Raw genomic sequence first — 16,058 nt, 5'->3', positions numbered from 1 at the left:
TGCGTGATGGGCGGAGAACCGAACGAGGCACGGGTCGTGGCAGAGGTGCCGAAGGGGCTCCTTGTCGCAGGTCAGTGGGTGGATGCCGGCGACGGCGGCACCTTCGACGTACTCGACCCGTCGACGGGGGAGGTGCTCTGCGCGGTCGCCGACGCGACCGCCGAGGACGGGCGGCGCGCGCTCGATGCTGCCGCGGGTGCGCAGAAGGAGTTCGCCGCGACCGCGCCGCGGGCCCGGGCGGACATGCTCATGGCCGCCTTCGATCTCCTGCACGAGCGCATCGAGGACCTCGCGCTGCTGATGACCCTCGAGATGGGCAAGCCGCTGGCCGAGGCGAAGGGCGAGATCGCGTACGCCGCGGAGTTCTTCCGCCACTTCGCCGAGGAGGCCGTGCGGATCGAGGGCGGCTACCAGACCGCGCCCGCCGGCGGCTCCCGCTTCCTGATCACGAAGCAGCCGGTCGGCCCGGCGCTGCTGATCACCCCGTGGAACTTCCCGATGGCGATGGGGACGCGCAAGATCGGGCCGGCGATCGCGGCCGGCTGCACCAGCATCATCAAGCCCGCCCAGCAGACGCCGCTCTCGATGCTGGCGCTGGGGGAGATCCTGCGTGAGGCCGGTGTGCCCGACGGGGTCGTCAACATCCTGCCGACGACCCGGCCCGGGGAGCTGACCGAGCCGCTGCTGAGCTCCGGGGTGATCCGCAAGCTCTCCTTCACCGGATCCACGGCGGTCGGGCGGGTGCTGCTCGCCCAGAGCGCGGAGAAGGTGCTGCGTACCTCCATGGAGCTCGGCGGCAACGCCGGCTTCGTCGTCTTCGAGGACGCCGACATCGACGAGGCGGTCGCGGGTGCGCTGGCTGCGAAGATGCGCAACACGGGGGAGGCGTGCACGGCCGCCAACCGGATCTTCGTGCAGCGCTCGGTCATCGACGAGTTCGGCGAGCGGCTCGCCAAGGCGATGTCCGAGCTGCCCGTCGGCCGCGGGGTCGAGGAAGGCGTACGCGTCGGGCCGCTCATCGACGAGACCGCCAGGGAGAAGGTGCAGACCCTCGTCGACGACGCGGTGGCCGGTGGCGCGCGGGTGCTGACCGGAGGCACCGCCCCGGACGGGCCCGGCTACTTCTACCCGCCGACCGTGCTGACCGGCGTGCCGGTCTCCGCGCGGATGGCCAGCGAGGAGATCTTCGGCCCGGTCGCGCCGCTGACCCCGTTCGACACCGAGGACGAGGTCGTCGCGGCGGTCAACGACACGGAGTACGGCCTGGTGAACTACGTCTTCACCAACGACCTGCGCCGTGGGCTGAGGGTCGCCGAGGCGCTCGAGTCCGGGATGGTCGGGCTCAACCAGGGTGTGGTCTCCAACCCCGCCGCGCCCTTCGGTGGCGTCAAGGCCTCGGGGCTGGGGCGGGAGGGCGGGCGTACCGGGATCGAGGAGTTCCTCGAGACCAAGTACGTCGGGATCGCGATGTGACCGGGACCTGATCCGGGCGGCTAGACGTAGCCCGGGTCGTTGTCCTCGGCGTGGATGAGGCGCCGTAGCGCCTCGTCCATGTGCTGCTCGACGCGCTTGAGGGTCAGCTTCACGTCGCCGGCCTCGATGGCGTCGACGATCTGGTTGTGCTCCTCGACGAGCTCGAGCGGCTGCTGGTAGGTGCCCTCCAGCGCGGTCAGGCACATCCGGGTCTCGACGATCAGGGTCTGGTGCATCCGGGCCAGGCGTCGGCTCCCGGAGCACTGCACCAGCACGTCGTGGAAGTGGAAGTCGGCGTCGCTCAGCGCCGCCGGGTCACCCAGCTCGAGGGACTTGGTCATCGCCTCGCAGGCCGCGCGGAGCTCGCGCAGCGCCGCGGGAACCTGCGCCCGGGCGATCATCGTGGCGGCGGCACCCTCGACCGCGGCCCGCGCCACGTAGATGTCTCGGATGTCGGCTTCGTCGAGCTCGATCACGAAGAGCCCACGGTTGGGCTCGCTGCGGAGCAGGCCCTCCTGGACCAGGCGCTGCATGGCCTCGCGCAGCGGCCCGCGGCTCACGCCGAACTGGGCCGAGAGCGCGGTCTCGCTCAGCTGCGCACCGGGCTGCAGGGTGCGCTCCATGATCGCCGTGCGCAGCTGGCGAGCGATGACCGAGGCAGTCGACTCTCTGTGCACGGGTTCGAAGCTCGATGTCACTGTCAACGTGGTCTCCGATGGGTCACCGAGAAAGAGTTCTGATTGTTGACAATCATTGCATGTGGCCACGCATGCGGGGCGGAAAGACCAGCGAGCGGGCCGGGCACGAATGACGCGCCCCGGCCCGCTCGTCAGCAGTCGCCGATCAGAGGGTCTGGGCCTTGTCGAGCTCGGCGAGCTCGGCCTCGGACTCCGGCGTACCCGGGATCTCGGTGCCCCGGATCGACTTGCCCGCCGTCTCGACGACGAAGAACAGCGCGATCAGACCGACCACCGATCCGGCGATCATGTAGTAGGCCGGCATCAGCACGTCGCCGGTGGCGCCGATCAGCGCGTTGTTGACGTACAGGGCCGTGCCGCCGAAGGCGGCGGTGGAGATGTTGTAGCCGATCGCCATCCCGCCGTAGCGCACCTGCGAGGGGAACATCGCCGGGAAGGTCGCCGAGATCGTCGCCAGCTGGGCGACGTAGACGATGCCCAGCACGGTGAACCCGAGGACGGCCGGCCAGAAGCCCTGGCCGATCAGGAGGAGCATCGGGACCGACAGCACGATCAGCCCGATGAAGGAGCCACCCCACATCGGCTTGCGGCCGACCCGGTCCGAGAGTGCTCCGGCGATCGGCAGGAAGATCAACATCGCGATCTGCCCGAAGATGACCAGCAGGTCGGCGTCGGCGCTGCTGAACCCGGCTTCCTCCTGCAGGTAGGTCGCCATATAGGCGAGGAGGGTGTAGTTGGCGATGTTGAGCGCGGCGACCAGGCCGATCAGCGTGAGGATCGGCTTCCAGAACAGCGCGAAGAGGTCCTTCAGCGCGGCTCCCGCACCGCCCTCGACGGCGTCCTGCGTCTCGAGCTCCTGGAAGACCGGGGTCTCCTCGAGCCTGGTCCGGATGTAGAGGCCGATCAGGCCGATCGGACCACCGATCAGGAACGGGATACGCCAGCCCCACTCGGTCATCGCCGCGTCGCCGATGATCGACTCGGTGGTGAAGACGACCGCGATGGCGGCGGTGAAGCCGACGATGGTGCCGAACTCGAGGAAGCTGCCGTAGAACCCGCGCTTCTTGTCGGGTGCGCACTCGGCCATGTAGGTCGCGGCGCCGCCGTACTCGCCGCCGGTCGAGAATCCCTGGATCACGCGGAGAACCACGAGCAGGACCACGGCCCAGATGCCGACCGAGTCGTACGTCGGCAGGCAGCCGACCAGGAAGGTGGCGGCCGCCATCAGGATGATCGTCATCGCGAGGACGCGCTGGCGTCCGATGCGGTCGCCGAGCGGGCCCCAGAAGAGGCCGCCGAGCGGTCGCAGGATGAACGAGATCGCGAACGTCAGAGCCGTGCCTGCGAAGCCGTACTCCGGGAAGAAGTTGGCGGTGATCTCTGTCGCGACATAGGCGAAGGCGCCGTAGTCGAACCATTCGGTCGCATTGCCGACCGCTGAGCCCGTGATGGCTCTTCGGAGCTTCGACTTGTCGGGTTGTGCCTCGTCGGAGGGGATGGTTGGGGTTCCGGACATTTCTTCTCACCTATTCGGTGTGATTGATGGCTGGGGACCGCTTTTGACCCGCAGTGTCGACAGTAGGTTTGTCAACAATTCTCGTCACGTTAGCGCTGTCTATGCGCCCTGGCTAGGGCGCGGCGATGGTGACGCAGGGTGGGGCGGGAGGTTTACATAAAGCCGCGAGGCTACCCGAACAGTGCTCCGAGCCGTGGCAGGGGGCGGGGGCTCCCGGCGAGTCGCAGGCCCTCCCAGACGGTCACCTGGTTGGCCGTCAGCACGGGTTTCCCGACGGCTTTCTCCAGCGTATCGATGCAGGTCAGCGTGTGCACCGCCGTGTCGGGTACGAGGACGGCCTCGGCCTCGGGAACGTCGACAGCCACGGTCATCTCCAGGACCGCATCCGGGCCCAGGCGGCCTGCGTCGACGGCGGTGAAGATCCCGCTGGCGCCGAAGGAGACGACCTCGATCCCACCCGCCGCCAGGAAGGTGCGGAAGTGTCGGGCCAGATCCTCGGGATAGGAGGCGGCGACAGCGACCTTCCCGAGCCCGAGCGCCCGGGCCGCCTCGACGAACGCGATCGAGGTCGACGAGGCGGGCACGCCCAAGCGCTCGCTGATCGCGGCCGCCTGGGCCGCGGCGCCGTCCCGGCCGTAGACGAAGCTGCCGGACGTGCATGCCCACATCACCGCGTCGGGGGAGTGGACCGCGATCGCGTCGGCGCCCTCGGCGAGCCTGGCCGCGGAGCCGGTGTCGAGCAGAGCCTCGACGGTGTGCTCGTCGCGCCCCATGGAGGTGTGGACGAGCGGTAGCCAGATCGCACCGCCGAGCGCGTTCTCGAGCGCGGGGAAGTCGTCCTCGGCCGCGTAACCGGGATAGAGCAGCCCGACGACCGGCGGCCGGGTCACGAGGCGTGCCCCCACAGGCGCTCGGCGGTCGGCGGGGTGCGCCCGACCAGCCGGAGCGCAGCCTCCATGGTCGCCCGGTTGGCCGAGACGACCGGCTTCCCGAGGTCGGCCTCGAGCCGGCCGATGATGGCGTACGTCGCCAGATTGGTGCACGAGACGACGACCGCCTCGGCCGCGTCGGTGTCGGCTGCCCGCACCAGCTCCAGCGTGGCCTCGTAGGGAACCTCCCAGATGTGGTGGCTCAGCCCGAGGTCGCCCGCGCTCACCACGGCGATCCCGGCGTCGGCGAGGAAGCTGGCGAACCGAGCGGCGAGCGTGGCGTCGTAGGGGGTGGCGACCGCGACCCGCGAGACGTGCAGTGCGGCGAGCGACTCCAGCACGGCACCGGAGGTGGTGACCGCGGGAGCACCGCCGGCGCGGCGCATCGCGGCGGTCAGCCGGCGTTCGCCGTGCCGGCCGTGGACGAAGCTGCCCGAGGTGCAGGCATAGACGTAGACGTGGGGCTCGGCGGCCGACAGGTCGCGCACGGCCTGCTCGACGACCGCGGTCTCGCTGATCTCCTCGGCCATCTCCAGGGTGACCGCACGGTCGGTGAAGGGCGTCCGGTTGAAGAGCAGAGTGGTGTCGGCCGGGGCCCAGCGCCACAGCTCGTGGTCGAGCACCATGTCATGCGGAACTACCACGGCGATGCGTACCGTCGGGGACATCGCACCTCGCTAGGATTGTTGACAATCTGCAAACTGCCCTCCTAGCGTAGTCTCGGATTGTTGCGGAGGTGTGTCGATGCGACGGAGGATTTTTCTTGGAGACGTCCCGGCGCCCCGCGATCACGATCCTCTGCCCGCCTGACGGCGGAAGACCCACCGGGATGGAGAGTGTCGAGGCCGCCGCCGAGGTCACCTACACCGATGCCGCCGGTCTCGCCGACGCGCTCCGCGGAGCGGAGGCGCTCCTGCTGTGGGACTACTTCTCCGAGGCCGTCCGCGACGCCTGGCCGAGCGCCGACTCGTTGCGCTGGATCCACGTCGCCGCCGCTGGGGTCGACAAGCTGCTCTTCCCCGAGCTGGTGGACTCCGACGTCGTGGTCACCAACGCCCGCGGCATCTTCGACCGGGCGATGGCCGAGTTCGTGCTCGGCTCGATCCTGGCCGTGGCCAAGGACATCCACCACAGCCACGACCTGCAGGCCGCCCGCACCTGGCGTCGCCGCGAGACCCGGCTGATCAGCACCGAGACCGCGCTCGTCGTCGGCACCGGCGCGATCGGCCGTGAGACGGCCCGGCTGCTGCGTGCGGTCGGGATGGACGTACGTGGCGCCGGTCGCAGCGCCCGCGGCGGTGATCCCGACTTCGGCGAGGTCGTCGCGAGCGTCGACCTGACGGCCCATGTCGGCTGGGCGGACCACGTCGTCGTGACGGCGCCGCTGACCGCCGAGACCCGGGGTCTGATCAGCAAGGACGTACTCGCGGCGATGAAGCCTGGCAGCCATCTCGTCAACGTCGGCCGCGGGCCGATCGTCGACGAGGAAGCGCTCGTCTCGGCGCTCCGGGACGGCCCGCTCGAGGCGGCGTCGCTCGACGTCTTCGAGGTCGAGCCGCTCCCGCACGACAGCCCCCTCTGGACCATGCCGGGAGTCGCGGTCTCGGCCCACATGTCCGGCGACTACGAAGGCTGGCGGGAGGCGCTGGCGCGTCAGTTCGTCGACAACGCCGGGCGCTGGCTGAGCGGTGAGCCGCTGCTGAACGTCGTCGACAAGCAGCACGGCTTCGTCGTCGCGGAGAAGGGGGAGCAGGCATGACCGAGCCCGGCCTCAGCACCCTGACCGCTGCCGAGCTCGTGGCCGGTTACCGCTCGGGTGCCTTCACGCCGCTCGACGCAACCCGGTCGGTCCTCGACACGATCGAGGAGCGCGACCCTGCGGTGAACGCGTTCGTCCGCGTCGAGCCGGACGGGGCGCTGGCGCAGGCGACCGCGTCCACCGAGCGGTGGCGTGCGGGGCGTCCGCTCGGCAGTGCAGACGGCGTACCGACCTCGGTCAAGGACATCCTGTGGACTGCAGGATTGCCGACAATCCGCGGCACCTGGCTCATCGACGAGGCCGGGCCCTGGCCGGAGGACGCGCCCGCCGTCGCGCGGCTACGTGAGGCCGGTGCCGTGATCACCGGGAAGACGACGACTCCGGAGTTCGCCTGGAAGGGCGTCACCGACTCGCTGCGCCACGGCTCGACCGGCAACCCCTGGGACCCCGGTCTCACCTCGGGCGGCTCCAGTGGCGGCGCCGCCACGGCGGTCGGCCTCGGCATGGGCCCCTGGGCGCTCGGCACCGACGGCGGCGGCTCGGTCAGGATCCCGGCATCGTTCACAGGCACCGTGACGATCAAGCCGACCTACGGCCTGGTGCCGCTCTACCCGGCCAGCCCGTTCGGCACGCTCTCCCACGCCGGCCCGATGACCAGGACGGTGCGAGACGCCGCCGCCCTGCTCGACGTGATCGCCGGCTTCGACTCGCGCGACTGGTCCGCGATGCCGACACCCACGGCCTCCTTCCTGACCGGCCTGGACGGGGGAGTCGAGGGGCTGCGGGTCGCGTTCTCGCCCACGCTCGGGTACGTGAAGAACGACCCCGAGGTCGAACGGCTGGTCCGCGCGGCGGTCGCCGTCCTGGAGTCCGAGGGGGCTGTGGTCGAGGAGATCGACCCCGGCTTCGCCGACCCGGTCGAGGCCTTCGAGGTGCTCTGGTTCTGCGGCGCCGGCAAGGTCATCGACGCCTACCCGGCCGGCGCGATCGACCGGATCGACCCGCTGCTGCGCGAAGGCATCGAGACCAAGGGCCGTGGCTCCGCCGCCGACTACCTCGATGCCACCGCCGTCCGGATGGACCTGGGCCGGCTGATGGGGCGGTTCCACGAGACGTACGACCTGCTGGTCACGCCGACGATGCCGATCACCGCCTTCGAGCGGGGCCTGCAGGCGCCGCAGGGGTGGCCCTCGCAATGGTGGCCGAGCTGGACGCCCTACACCTATCCCTTCAACATGACCCAGCAGCCGGCGGCGAGCGTGCCGTGCGGCACCACCGACGCCGGGCTGCCGGTCGGACTCCAGATCGTCGGCGCCCGCCACGACGACGCCCGAGTGCTGCGAGCGGCGCGGGCGTACGAGCGCGCCAGCGGTGAGCTGTTCGCCCGACCTGTCGACAATCCTCGAGGAGCCCGATGAGCCGCTACATCACCGTCACTCTGGAACGACGAGGGGTCTCCTGCCTCGCACGGCTCCTCGACGAGGAGGCACCACGCACCGCGGGCGCCGTCTGGGACGCGCTGCCGCTCAGCGGCCAGGTCTTCCACGGCAAGTACGCCCGCAACGAGATCTACCACCTGGTCCCAGCCTTCGCCGCGAAGGAGCCGGGCAAGGAGAACACCACGGTCACGCCGATCCCCGGGGACCTGTGCTACTTCGCGTTCTCCTCCGACGACCTCGGCAACCCGTCCTACGGCTACCCGGAGGACCGCGGGCCCGGGGCGATGACCGAGATCGTCGACCTCGCCCTCTTCTACGGCCGCAACAACCTGCTCATCAACGGCGACCAGGGATGGGTGCCGGGCAACGTCTTCGGCACCGTCGTCGACGGTCTCGAGGAGATGGCGCAGGCCTGCCAGGACGTCTGGATGAACGGTGCCACCGACGAGGTCCTCACCTTCGCGCGCTCGCACGAGGACGCGCCCTAGGCGACTGGGAGCCGGACGGATCGGGTATCGGTCAGGTGTCTGGGTTTCCGTCGATAGGGTTTGGGCATGTCTTGGTTGGAGCGCAACACCCATCACTGGGACGACTGGTCGCTGGCCGAGCTCGTCGAGGCGAAACAGGGGCAGCGGGTCAGCCTCGTGGTCCCGGCGCGTAACGAGGCCGCGACCGTCGGCGACCTGGTCACCACCCTGCGCACCAGCCTGATGGAGACCTCCGACCTGGTCGACGAGCTCGTCGTCATCGACTCCGACTCCTCCGACGAGACCGCGCGGATCGCCTCGGACGCGGGCGCCGACGTCTACGCCTCGGCCGAGATCCGGCCCGATCTCGGCTCCTACCCCGGCAAGGGCGAGGCGATGTGGAAGTCGCAGTTCGTGACCACCGGCGAGCTCATCGTCTTCATGGACGCCGACCTGACCGACTGGGACACCCATTTCGTACGCGGCCTGGTCGGCCCCCTTGTCAACAATCCGACGATCGAGCTGGTCAAGGGCTTCTACCGGCGCCCGGGGGAGCACGGTCTCGACGGCGGCCGGGTCACCGAGCTCGTCGCCCGCCCGTTGCTGGCCCTGCACCGCCGGCCGCTGCGCGACCTGATCCAGCCGCTGGCGGGGGAGTGGTCGATCCGCCGCTCGCTGTTCGAGCGGCTGCGGGTCCCGACCGGCTACGGCGTGGAGCTGGCCGCGCTCGTCGACACCCTGGACACCCGGGGGATGGACGCGATCGCGCAGGTCGACCTCGGCCAGCGGGACCACAGCCACCAGGATCTCTTCGACCTCGGCCTGATGGCGACCCAGATCGTGGGCATGATGTCGCGTCGCCTCGGCACCGGTCCGGCGGGCGACGACGTCGAGATGCGGCAGTACATCCCGATCGACGGCTCCACCAAGGTGCTCGACCGGAGCGTGAGCCTCCTGGAGCGGCCGCCACTGAGTGACGGCCCGGGCGGTATGGTCGCCTGATGCTGCGCCTCGGACGACACGACTTCGGCGATGACGAAGCGCTCATGATGGCGATCGTCAACCGCACCCCGGACTCGTTCTTCGACAAGGGAGCGACCTGGGCCGAGGACGCGGCCTTCGAGCGCGTACGTCTGGTCGCCTCCCAGGGCGCTGAGATCGTCGACATCGGCGGGATCAAGGCGGCCCCTGGCGCCGAGATCGACGTCGCGGAGGAGAAGGCCCGGGTGGTCGACTTCGTCGCCCGGGTGCGTGAGGAGTTCCCGGCGCTGGTGATCTCGGTCGACACCTGGCGCGCCGAGGTCGGCGACGCGGTGTGCGCGGCCGGTGCCGACCTGATCAACGATGCCTGGGGCGGTGCCGACCCGGAGCTCGTCGATGTCGCGGCCGCCCACGGTGCCGCGATCGTCTGCACCCACACCGGCGGTGTGACGCCGCGGACGAGGCCCTACCGGGTCGAGTACGACGACGTCGTCCGCGACGCGATCGACTCGACCCTGGCCTACGCCCAGCGCGCCCTCGACGCCGGCGTGGCCAAGGACTCGATCGTGATCGATCCCGCCCACGACTTCGGGAAGAACACCTTCCACTCCCTGGAGATCACCCGCCGACTGGGAGAGATGGTCGAGACCGGCTGGCCGGTGCTGGTCTCGCTCTCCAACAAGGACTTCGTGGGGGAGACCCTCGACCTGCCGGTCGGTGAGCGTCTCCTCGGCACCCTGGCCGCGACGTCGGTCTGCGCGATGGCCGGGGCACGCATCTACCGGGTCCACCAGGTCATCGAGACCCGGCAGACCGTCGACATGGTCTGGACGATCGCCGGACGCCGTCGTCCGGCGCGAGCGATCAGGGGGCTGCAGTGACGCGAGTGGCGCTGGTTCCAGGATGCCTGGCCCTGCTGCCGGAGTACGCCTCGCTCGACGACCCCGTCGACGAGCTCCGCTCCGCCTGCCTGGCCGCGGTGGCCTGGCTGGGCGAGGACGTACGCGTGATCGCCGGTGCGCAGGGCGCCCGCGTCGCCGCGGCCCTGCTGGCCGAGGTCGGTGCGGTGCCGGTGACGGACGAGGAGGCGGCGTACCTCATCGTCGGGAACGGCTCGGCCCGCCGCAGCGAGAAGGCGCCCGGCCACCTCGACCCACGAGCCGCCGACTTCGACGACGTGCTCGGCAAGGCGTTGGCCGCGCCCGATCCCGAGGCGCTCGGCGCGCTCGATCTCGGCCTGGCCGAGGAGCTGTGGGCCGACGTCGGCCCGATCGTGGAGGCGGCCGGCCTGCTGCGTGGCGTCGGGACGGTGGCGGTCGACTACGACGACGACCCCTACGGGGTGCGTTACTGGGTGGCCCGCTGGGCGGCTCGGGCCGGGTAGTCCAGCAGGTCGGTGAGACCGGCGGCGTAGACCTTCGGGGTCACGTCGCCCAGCATGAGCCGCTGCAGGATGAAGCCGGGCAGCAGGCCGGTGAGGACCATCGCGATGCCCTCGGGATCGGCGTCCGGGCGGAACCGGCCGGCCGCGATGGCGGCCTCGGCGTAGGTGCGCCAGGCGCCGCGGATCCGCCGCGCCTCGGGCGCCATCAGCTCGCGGACCTCGGGGTCACGGGCGGCCTCGGCCCAGGTCTGCAGGGCGATCTTGGGGAGGTCGACGCCGAGCTCCTCGGAGAGGTCGAGGAGGTGCTGGGTCGCGGCCTCGATCGCCAGCTCCGGCGGGGGAGCGGCCGCTCCGGAGGCCGGATCCGGGGTGAACCGGGTGATCGCCTCTGCGATGGTCGTCAGGCCTGACTCGGCGATCGCACGGATGATGTCGCTCTTGCCGCGGAAGTAGGTGTAGACCGAACCTGCGGACAGGCCGGACTCCTTGACGACCGCGGCCATCGTCGTCTTGTGGAAGCCGTCACGCTCCACGCAGCGCAGCGTCGCCGCGATGATCTGCTGGCGCTTCTCGGCGCGGTGCTCCTCGCTGATCTTCGGCATGGCGGAAGCATACCTCAAAAGAAAACGAACATTCATTCTTGATAAATCCGGCGAGACGGAGGAGAGTGACCCTCAAAGAGAATGAACATTCGTTTTTTTAAGAAGGAAGCCGATATGCCCAAGTCAGTGAAAGCCGTGATCGGGGTCAGCCTCGGTCTGGTCACCTTGCTCACGCTGCTCATCTCCGCGTTCGCCTGGCCCACCAGCGAGCTCGAGCCGAGATCCCTGCCGTTGGTCGTCGCCGGCCCCGAGGCCGCGGTCACCCAGATCGAGACCCAGCTGGCCGCCAACGCGGGGGAGGACGCCTTCGACATCACTGCCGTCGCCGACCGTGAGGAGGCGGTGGATGCGATCGAGGACCGGGAGGCGTACGGCGCGATCGTCGTCGGTCCCGCGGGCCAGGAGGTGCTGGTCGCCTCGGCCGCCAGTGCCAACGTCGCCCAACAGCTCACCCAGATGGCCGCCGCCATGGGTGCCGAGACCGGCACCCCGCCCCAGGTGACCGATGTCGTGGCCAGCGCGGAGGACGACCCGCGCGGCGTCGTCTTCGGTGCCTCGGCGCTGCCGCTGGTCATCGGTGGCATCATGGCCGGCGCCATCACCTCTCTGGTGCTGACGCGCACCCGCGACCGGGTCGCGGCCGCCTTCCTGATCGCGATCGGTGGCGGTCTCGCGATGACCGGCGTGGTCCAGGGCTGGCTCGGCGCCCTGGAGGGCAGCTACCTGGCCAACGCCGGCGTCGTCGCCCTCGGCATCCTCGCCGTCGCGCTCCCGATCGTCGGGCTGCGGCACCTCATCGGCACCGCAGGCGTGGGCATCGTCGCCCTGCTCATCCTGCTGGTCGGCAACCCGCTCTCCGGGATCACCTCCGCACCGGAGATGGTGCCGTTCGGCTGGCTCGGTCAGCTGATGCCCCCGGGCGCGGCCGGGTCGGCGCTGCGCGGCTTCTCCTTCTTCGACGGCGCGGGCACCGCCACGCCGCTCATCGTCCTGGCCTGCTGGGCCGGGGTCGGCCTGCTCCTGACCGTGCTCCCGCACCGCGAGAAGGGCAGCGCCGAGGCCGAGAGCACCCAGCGGACCGAGCGTGACCTGGACGCCGTGGCACGGTAGTAATAGAGGGATGAGTCATCCACACGAGCCGGTCGGCGAGTGGTGGCGCGACCAGGTGGCCGCGCTCCACCGCTGGGGCCGGCTCGTGCTGCGTGACGAGGAGGACTCGGTCCACCAGATGCGCGTGACCGTACGCAGGATGCGCAGCGTCCTGGCGACCTACCGCCCGTTCCTCGACCCGGAGCAGACCGAGCCGCTCCGCGACGAGCTGAAGTGGCTGGGTGCCCTCCTCGGAGACGTACGCGACGCCGAAGTGCTCCGCAAACGGATCCGCCGCTGGGCGGCCGAGCACGGTCCGGCACCGTCCGGTGTCGACGCGCTCCGGGCCGCCCTGGCCGAGCGCCAGGCCGTCGGGCGAGCCCGGCTCCTGCCGGAGCTGGACGGCGAGCGTTACCGCACACTCGTCGCGGCGCTGGCTGCGACCGACGGCTTTCCCTGGTCGGACGGGGCGCCGGGCAGGAAGGGGCTGCGCAAGCGCGTCCGCAAGAGCTGGCGGCGCCTGGAGTCCGCGGTCGAGGCCGCCGAGTGCGCCGCTGATCCCGGTGAACGACGCCTGCAGCTCCACGAGGCGCGCAAGAAGGCCAAGCGCACCCGCTATGCCGCGGAGTCGCTGCGAGAGGTCTTCGGCAAGGACGCCGAGCGCCTCGCCGATGCCACCAGGTCGATCCAGTCGACCCTCGGTGATCTCAACGACTCCGTGGTCACGATCCGGGCGATCGAGGAGCTCCCGGAGCGCGACGACACCCTCCTCCAGCTCCTCCATACGGAGATGACGGCGGCCGACGACGCCGAGGAGCGGTTCGCCCCCGTCTGGAAGAAGGCGAAGCGCTCCAAGGTCCGTGGCTGGCTGGATCAGCCGACCGGGAAGTCGAAGTAGGTCTCCGGGTAGGGCTCCTGGATCAGCGAGTAGTGCCACCACTCGTTCTGGTAGCGACTGAATCCGCACGACTCCATCACCGAGCACAGGTGCGACCGGTTGCGTGCTGCGGCCTCCGAGACACCGGCCGCGCCGTGGTGGGAGATCTCGTCCATCAGGTCGTGGTCCCCGCCCATGTCGAGCAGCGCGCCGGTGGCCAGGGAGAAGAGGGTCAGGTCGACGGTGCTGCCGCGGCTGTGGCCGGACTTGGTGGCGACGTATCCCTTCTCGAACATCTCCGGACGGGTGATCGCGGGGTAGTGGATCCGCTTGCGTTCGTCGTCGGCCGAGGCGGGTTCCTCGGCCCAGCGCAGGAACGCGTCGACCGCGCGCTGGGGGCGGTAGCCGTCCCACAGCAGGATCCCGAAGCCGAGAGCCGCGGCCTTGTCCCGTGCCTGGGCGAGCGCGGCGCACAGCTCGCGGGTCCCGACGATCCGGTTGACCAGGTAGCCGTCGACCGGCTTGCCGGTGAAGTTGTCCCAGGTGGCGTACTTGCTGTCCCAGCGGATGCCCGGCACCAGCTCGTCGACGAAGGCGAAGCCCTCCCTCATCGGACCGTCTCCTCCAGCGCGAGGGCGATCGCGCGGTCGAGGAGCTCGGCCATCGAGATCCCGGCCGCCGCCATCATCCGCGGGTAGCGGCTGTAGGAGGTGAGCCCGGGCAGGGTGTTGACCTCGTTGAGCACCACGGTGCCGTCGGCCTTCAGGAACATGTCGACCCGCGCCAGGCCCCGGCATCCCAGCGCGCGGTAGACCCGCTGCGCCTCGGTCCTGACCAGCTCCCGCGCCTCGGCCGGGATGTCGGCGGGCACGATGAAGGTCGCGTTCTCAGAGCCGGTCTCGGGGGCGTCCTCCTGGTGGATCTTGAAGAAGCCGTGCGAGAGCGCGACGTGGTCGACCTCCCCGGTGACCAGCTCGGAGCCGTTGCCGAGGATCGCACAGCCGATCTCCTCGGCCACGACCCCCTCCTCGATGAGCACCTTCTCGTCGTACTGCCTCGCGGTCGCCACCGCCTCGTCCAGCTCCGCGGCCGAGCTCACCTTGCTGACCCCGAAAGACGACCCGGAGCGGGCCGGCTTCACGAAGACCGGATAGGGGAGTTCGCCGGGATCGCCAATAGTCTGCACTGTGTCGCCGGGGAACAGCGTCCAGCACGCCGGCGTCGCGATACCGGCCGCGGCGACGACCGTGTAGGCCAGCGACTTGTCCATGCACAGCGCCGAGCTCTGCACGTCGCAGCCGACGTACGGGATCCCGGAGAGCTCGAAGAGCCCCTGGGGCGCGCCGTCCTCGCCGAGCTTGCCGTGCAGGACCGGGAGCACGACATCGAGCCGAATGGTCTCGTAGCTGCCGCCGTGGTCGTCCTGGTCGAGGACGAGCAGCCCGTGGACGCTGCGGTCTGGGGAGAGCACCACCGGGCGGTGGGCGCCGTCCTCCCAGCTGGCCTCAGGACCGTCGCACAGGCGCCAGTCACCGCTCTTCGTGATGCCGATCCAGTAGGCCTCGTAGGTGTCGGTGTCGAGATGCCTGGCGACCTCTTGCGCCGACTTCACCGAGACGGGGTGCTCCTCGAAGACGCCACCGAAGATGATGCCGACCTTGACCTTAGACATGCTGAAACCTGCTTTCGAATTCTCGACAGTTCACGATGGAGTTCTCGACCGTGTCCATGAGGGCATGGTCGGTGAAGTAGGCGATGTGGGGGCTGACCAGCACATTCGGCAGCTCCTGGAGCCGGGACAGCCAGTCGTTGGGGAGCTCGCGTCCGCGGAGGTCGGCGTAGAAGATGCCGTCCTCGCCCTCGATGACATCCAGGGCCGCGCCACCCAGCCGGCCGTCCTCGAGCGCCGCGACGAGTGCCGGCGTCTCGATGAGCGCGCCACGACCGGTGTTGACGACGTACGCTCCGGGCCGCATCCGGTCGATGCGGCGCCGGTCGAGCAGGTGGTGCGACTCCTCGCTGAGCGGCGTGTGGAGCGTGACGATGTCGCTGCGCTCGACCAGGGTGTCGAGGTCGACGTGCTCGACCCCGTCGACGGCGGACCGGGGCCGGATGTCGTAGGCGAGCACGTGGCAGCCGAAGCCGAGCAGCCGGTCGACGACGGCCGCGCCGATCCTCCCGGTCCCGACGACACCGACGGTCAGGTCGCGAAGCTCGCGCCCCCGGGCGGTCGGCGGTCGGTAGTCGTGCGCGTCCGTGCGCCGGACCATCGCCTTCGCCTGGCGCACCGCCATGAGCATCAGCATCAGGGTGTAATCGGCGACCGAGTCGGGTGAATAGGAGACGTTTCCGACGGTTATCCCGATGCTCGCGGCGAAGTCGACATCGATGTGGTTGAAACCGACGCTTCGCGTCGAGATATACCGAACCCCGAGCCTTTGCAGAGCGAGGAGGGTCTCGTTCGATATCGGCGACTTGTGGCTGACGCTGATGCACCGGTCGCCGCGGGCGAGATCGGCGTTGTCCTCGCGGACCGGCTCGGTGGTGGTGGTCAGCGAGACGCCGTGGGCGGACGCCAGGGAGTCGAAAAGTCGGCCCTCATCAGGGGCGCAGCCATAGACCGTGATCCCGACGGTCGGCGAGATCGCGGGGTGCGCCGTCGGCTCGGTCGGCGCCGTCAGGGTCGGCTCGTGGTAGATCATCGAGGCCAGCAAACCGAAGGTGCGGTTGCGACTCCGTATGGAATTTCCGATATGCCGACGATAGGTAGAACACGAGGCCGGCTGGAGTTATCGTGCGCATATCGATTAGCGGATACACGCCGGCAACAAGGGATTTCCAAGA

General features: G+C 70.0%; 17 protein-coding genes. 9 read left to right on the top strand and 8 right to left on the bottom strand.

Going from position 1 to position 16,058, the window contains the following annotated elements:
* Positions 1-6 precede the first annotated feature (6 nt).
* On the top strand, positions 7-1,473 hold the full coding sequence (locus OG984_RS08705; RefSeq protein ID WP_328531192.1) for an NAD-dependent succinate-semialdehyde dehydrogenase: 1,467 nt from the start codon (positions 7-9) through the stop codon (positions 1,471-1,473).
* Positions 1,474-1,493: 20 nt separating this feature from the next.
* Here the strand turns inward: OG984_RS08705 and OG984_RS08700 are convergent, their stop codons facing one another.
* The 4 genes from OG984_RS08700 to OG984_RS08685 form a co-directional block, all read right to left on the bottom strand.
* On the bottom strand, positions 1,494-2,150 hold the full coding sequence (locus tag OG984_RS08700) for a GntR family transcriptional regulator (protein ID WP_328531191.1): 657 nt from the start codon (positions 2,148-2,150) through the stop codon (positions 1,494-1,496).
* 166 nt (positions 2,151-2,316) lie between these two features.
* A complete protein-coding gene (locus OG984_RS08695; RefSeq protein WP_328531190.1) occupies positions 2,317-3,687 on the bottom strand; it encodes an MFS transporter in 1,371 nt (456 codons plus the stop codon).
* A gap of 170 nt (positions 3,688-3,857) precedes the next feature.
* Positions 3,858-4,577, bottom strand: coding sequence for a maleate cis-trans isomerase family protein (locus tag OG984_RS08690; protein ID WP_328531189.1), 720 nt, complete (start codon positions 4,575-4,577; stop codon positions 3,858-3,860).
* The gene (locus tag OG984_RS08685; protein ID WP_328531188.1) at positions 4,574-5,284 is read right to left on the bottom strand and encodes a maleate cis-trans isomerase family protein; all 711 of its coding nucleotides are present in this window, start codon (positions 5,282-5,284) and stop codon (positions 4,574-4,576) included. The genes OG984_RS08690 and OG984_RS08685 overlap by 4 nt, the downstream gene beginning before the upstream one ends.
* Before the next feature lie 95 nt (positions 5,285-5,379).
* On the opposite strand from OG984_RS08685, the gene OG984_RS08680 reads away from it, so the two are divergent.
* From OG984_RS08680 to OG984_RS08655, 6 genes are all read left to right on the top strand, one after another.
* Complete coding sequence (locus OG984_RS08680) at positions 5,380-6,375, top strand: D-2-hydroxyacid dehydrogenase (RefSeq protein WP_328531187.1); 996 nt, start codon at positions 5,380-5,382, stop codon at positions 6,373-6,375.
* A complete protein-coding gene (locus tag OG984_RS08675; RefSeq protein ID WP_328531186.1) occupies positions 6,372-7,793 on the top strand; it encodes an amidase in 1,422 nt (473 codons plus the stop codon). The genes OG984_RS08680 and OG984_RS08675 overlap by 4 nt, the downstream gene beginning before the upstream one ends.
* Positions 7,790-8,302 carry a DUF3830 family protein gene (locus OG984_RS08670; RefSeq protein WP_328531185.1) on the top strand — a complete coding sequence of 171 codons (513 nt, stop codon included), beginning with the start codon at positions 7,790-7,792 and terminating at the stop codon, positions 8,300-8,302. The genes OG984_RS08675 and OG984_RS08670 overlap by 4 nt, the downstream gene beginning before the upstream one ends.
* A gap of 66 nt (positions 8,303-8,368) precedes the next feature.
* Entirely contained in the window at positions 8,369-9,283 is a 915-nt protein-coding gene (locus OG984_RS08665) for a glucosyl-3-phosphoglycerate synthase (protein WP_328531184.1), read from the top strand.
* The gene (gene folP / locus OG984_RS08660) at positions 9,283-10,143 is read left to right on the top strand and encodes a dihydropteroate synthase (protein ID WP_328531183.1); all 861 of its coding nucleotides are present in this window, start codon (positions 9,283-9,285) and stop codon (positions 10,141-10,143) included. The genes OG984_RS08665 and folP overlap by 1 nt, the downstream gene beginning before the upstream one ends.
* A complete protein-coding gene (locus tag OG984_RS08655; RefSeq protein WP_328531182.1) occupies positions 10,140-10,646 on the top strand; it encodes a hypothetical protein in 507 nt (168 codons plus the stop codon). The genes folP and OG984_RS08655 overlap by 4 nt, the downstream gene beginning before the upstream one ends.
* Here the strand turns inward: OG984_RS08655 and OG984_RS08650 are convergent.
* Positions 10,610-11,248: a TetR/AcrR family transcriptional regulator gene (locus OG984_RS08650; RefSeq protein ID WP_328531181.1), complete on the bottom strand. Its 639-nt coding sequence runs from the start codon at positions 11,246-11,248 to the stop codon at positions 10,610-10,612. The genes OG984_RS08655 and OG984_RS08650 overlap by 37 nt on opposite strands.
* A gap of 114 nt (positions 11,249-11,362) precedes the next feature.
* On the opposite strand from OG984_RS08650, the gene OG984_RS08645 reads away from it, so the two are divergent.
* The gene (locus OG984_RS08645; protein WP_328531180.1) at positions 11,363-12,358 is read left to right on the top strand and encodes a hypothetical protein; all 996 of its coding nucleotides are present in this window, start codon (positions 11,363-11,365) and stop codon (positions 12,356-12,358) included.
* 10 nt (positions 12,359-12,368) lie between these two features.
* A complete protein-coding gene (locus OG984_RS08640) occupies positions 12,369-13,235 on the top strand; it encodes a CHAD domain-containing protein (RefSeq protein WP_328531179.1) in 867 nt (288 codons plus the stop codon).
* Here OG984_RS08640 and vanX read toward each other — a convergent pair.
* Genes vanX through OG984_RS08625 form a run of 3 tightly spaced genes read right to left on the bottom strand, consistent with a single transcriptional unit; the run spans position 13,211 to position 15,859 of the window.
* Positions 13,211-13,825, bottom strand: a complete 615-nt coding sequence (vanX, locus tag OG984_RS08635) for a D-Ala-D-Ala dipeptidase VanX (RefSeq protein WP_328531178.1) — start codon at positions 13,823-13,825, stop codon at positions 13,211-13,213. The genes OG984_RS08640 and vanX overlap by 25 nt on opposite strands.
* On the bottom strand, positions 13,822-14,886 hold the full coding sequence (gene vanA, locus OG984_RS08630; RefSeq protein WP_328531177.1) for a D-alanine--(R)-lactate ligase: 1,065 nt from the start codon (positions 14,884-14,886) through the stop codon (positions 13,822-13,824). The genes vanX and vanA overlap by 4 nt, the downstream gene beginning before the upstream one ends.
* Positions 14,879-15,859, bottom strand: a complete 981-nt coding sequence (locus OG984_RS08625) for a D-isomer specific 2-hydroxyacid dehydrogenase family protein (protein ID WP_328532340.1) — start codon at positions 15,857-15,859, stop codon at positions 14,879-14,881. Before OG984_RS08625 ends, vanA begins: the two co-directional genes overlap by 8 nt.
* Positions 15,860-16,058 lie beyond the last annotated feature (199 nt).

This window comes from Nocardioides sp. NBC_00368 (genome assembly GCF_036090055.1).
Lineage (GTDB): Bacteria > Actinomycetota > Actinomycetes > Propionibacteriales > Nocardioidaceae > Nocardioides.
The sequence above is the reverse complement of the archived record's forward strand: the minus strand, read 5'-3'. Positions and strand labels throughout refer to the sequence as shown.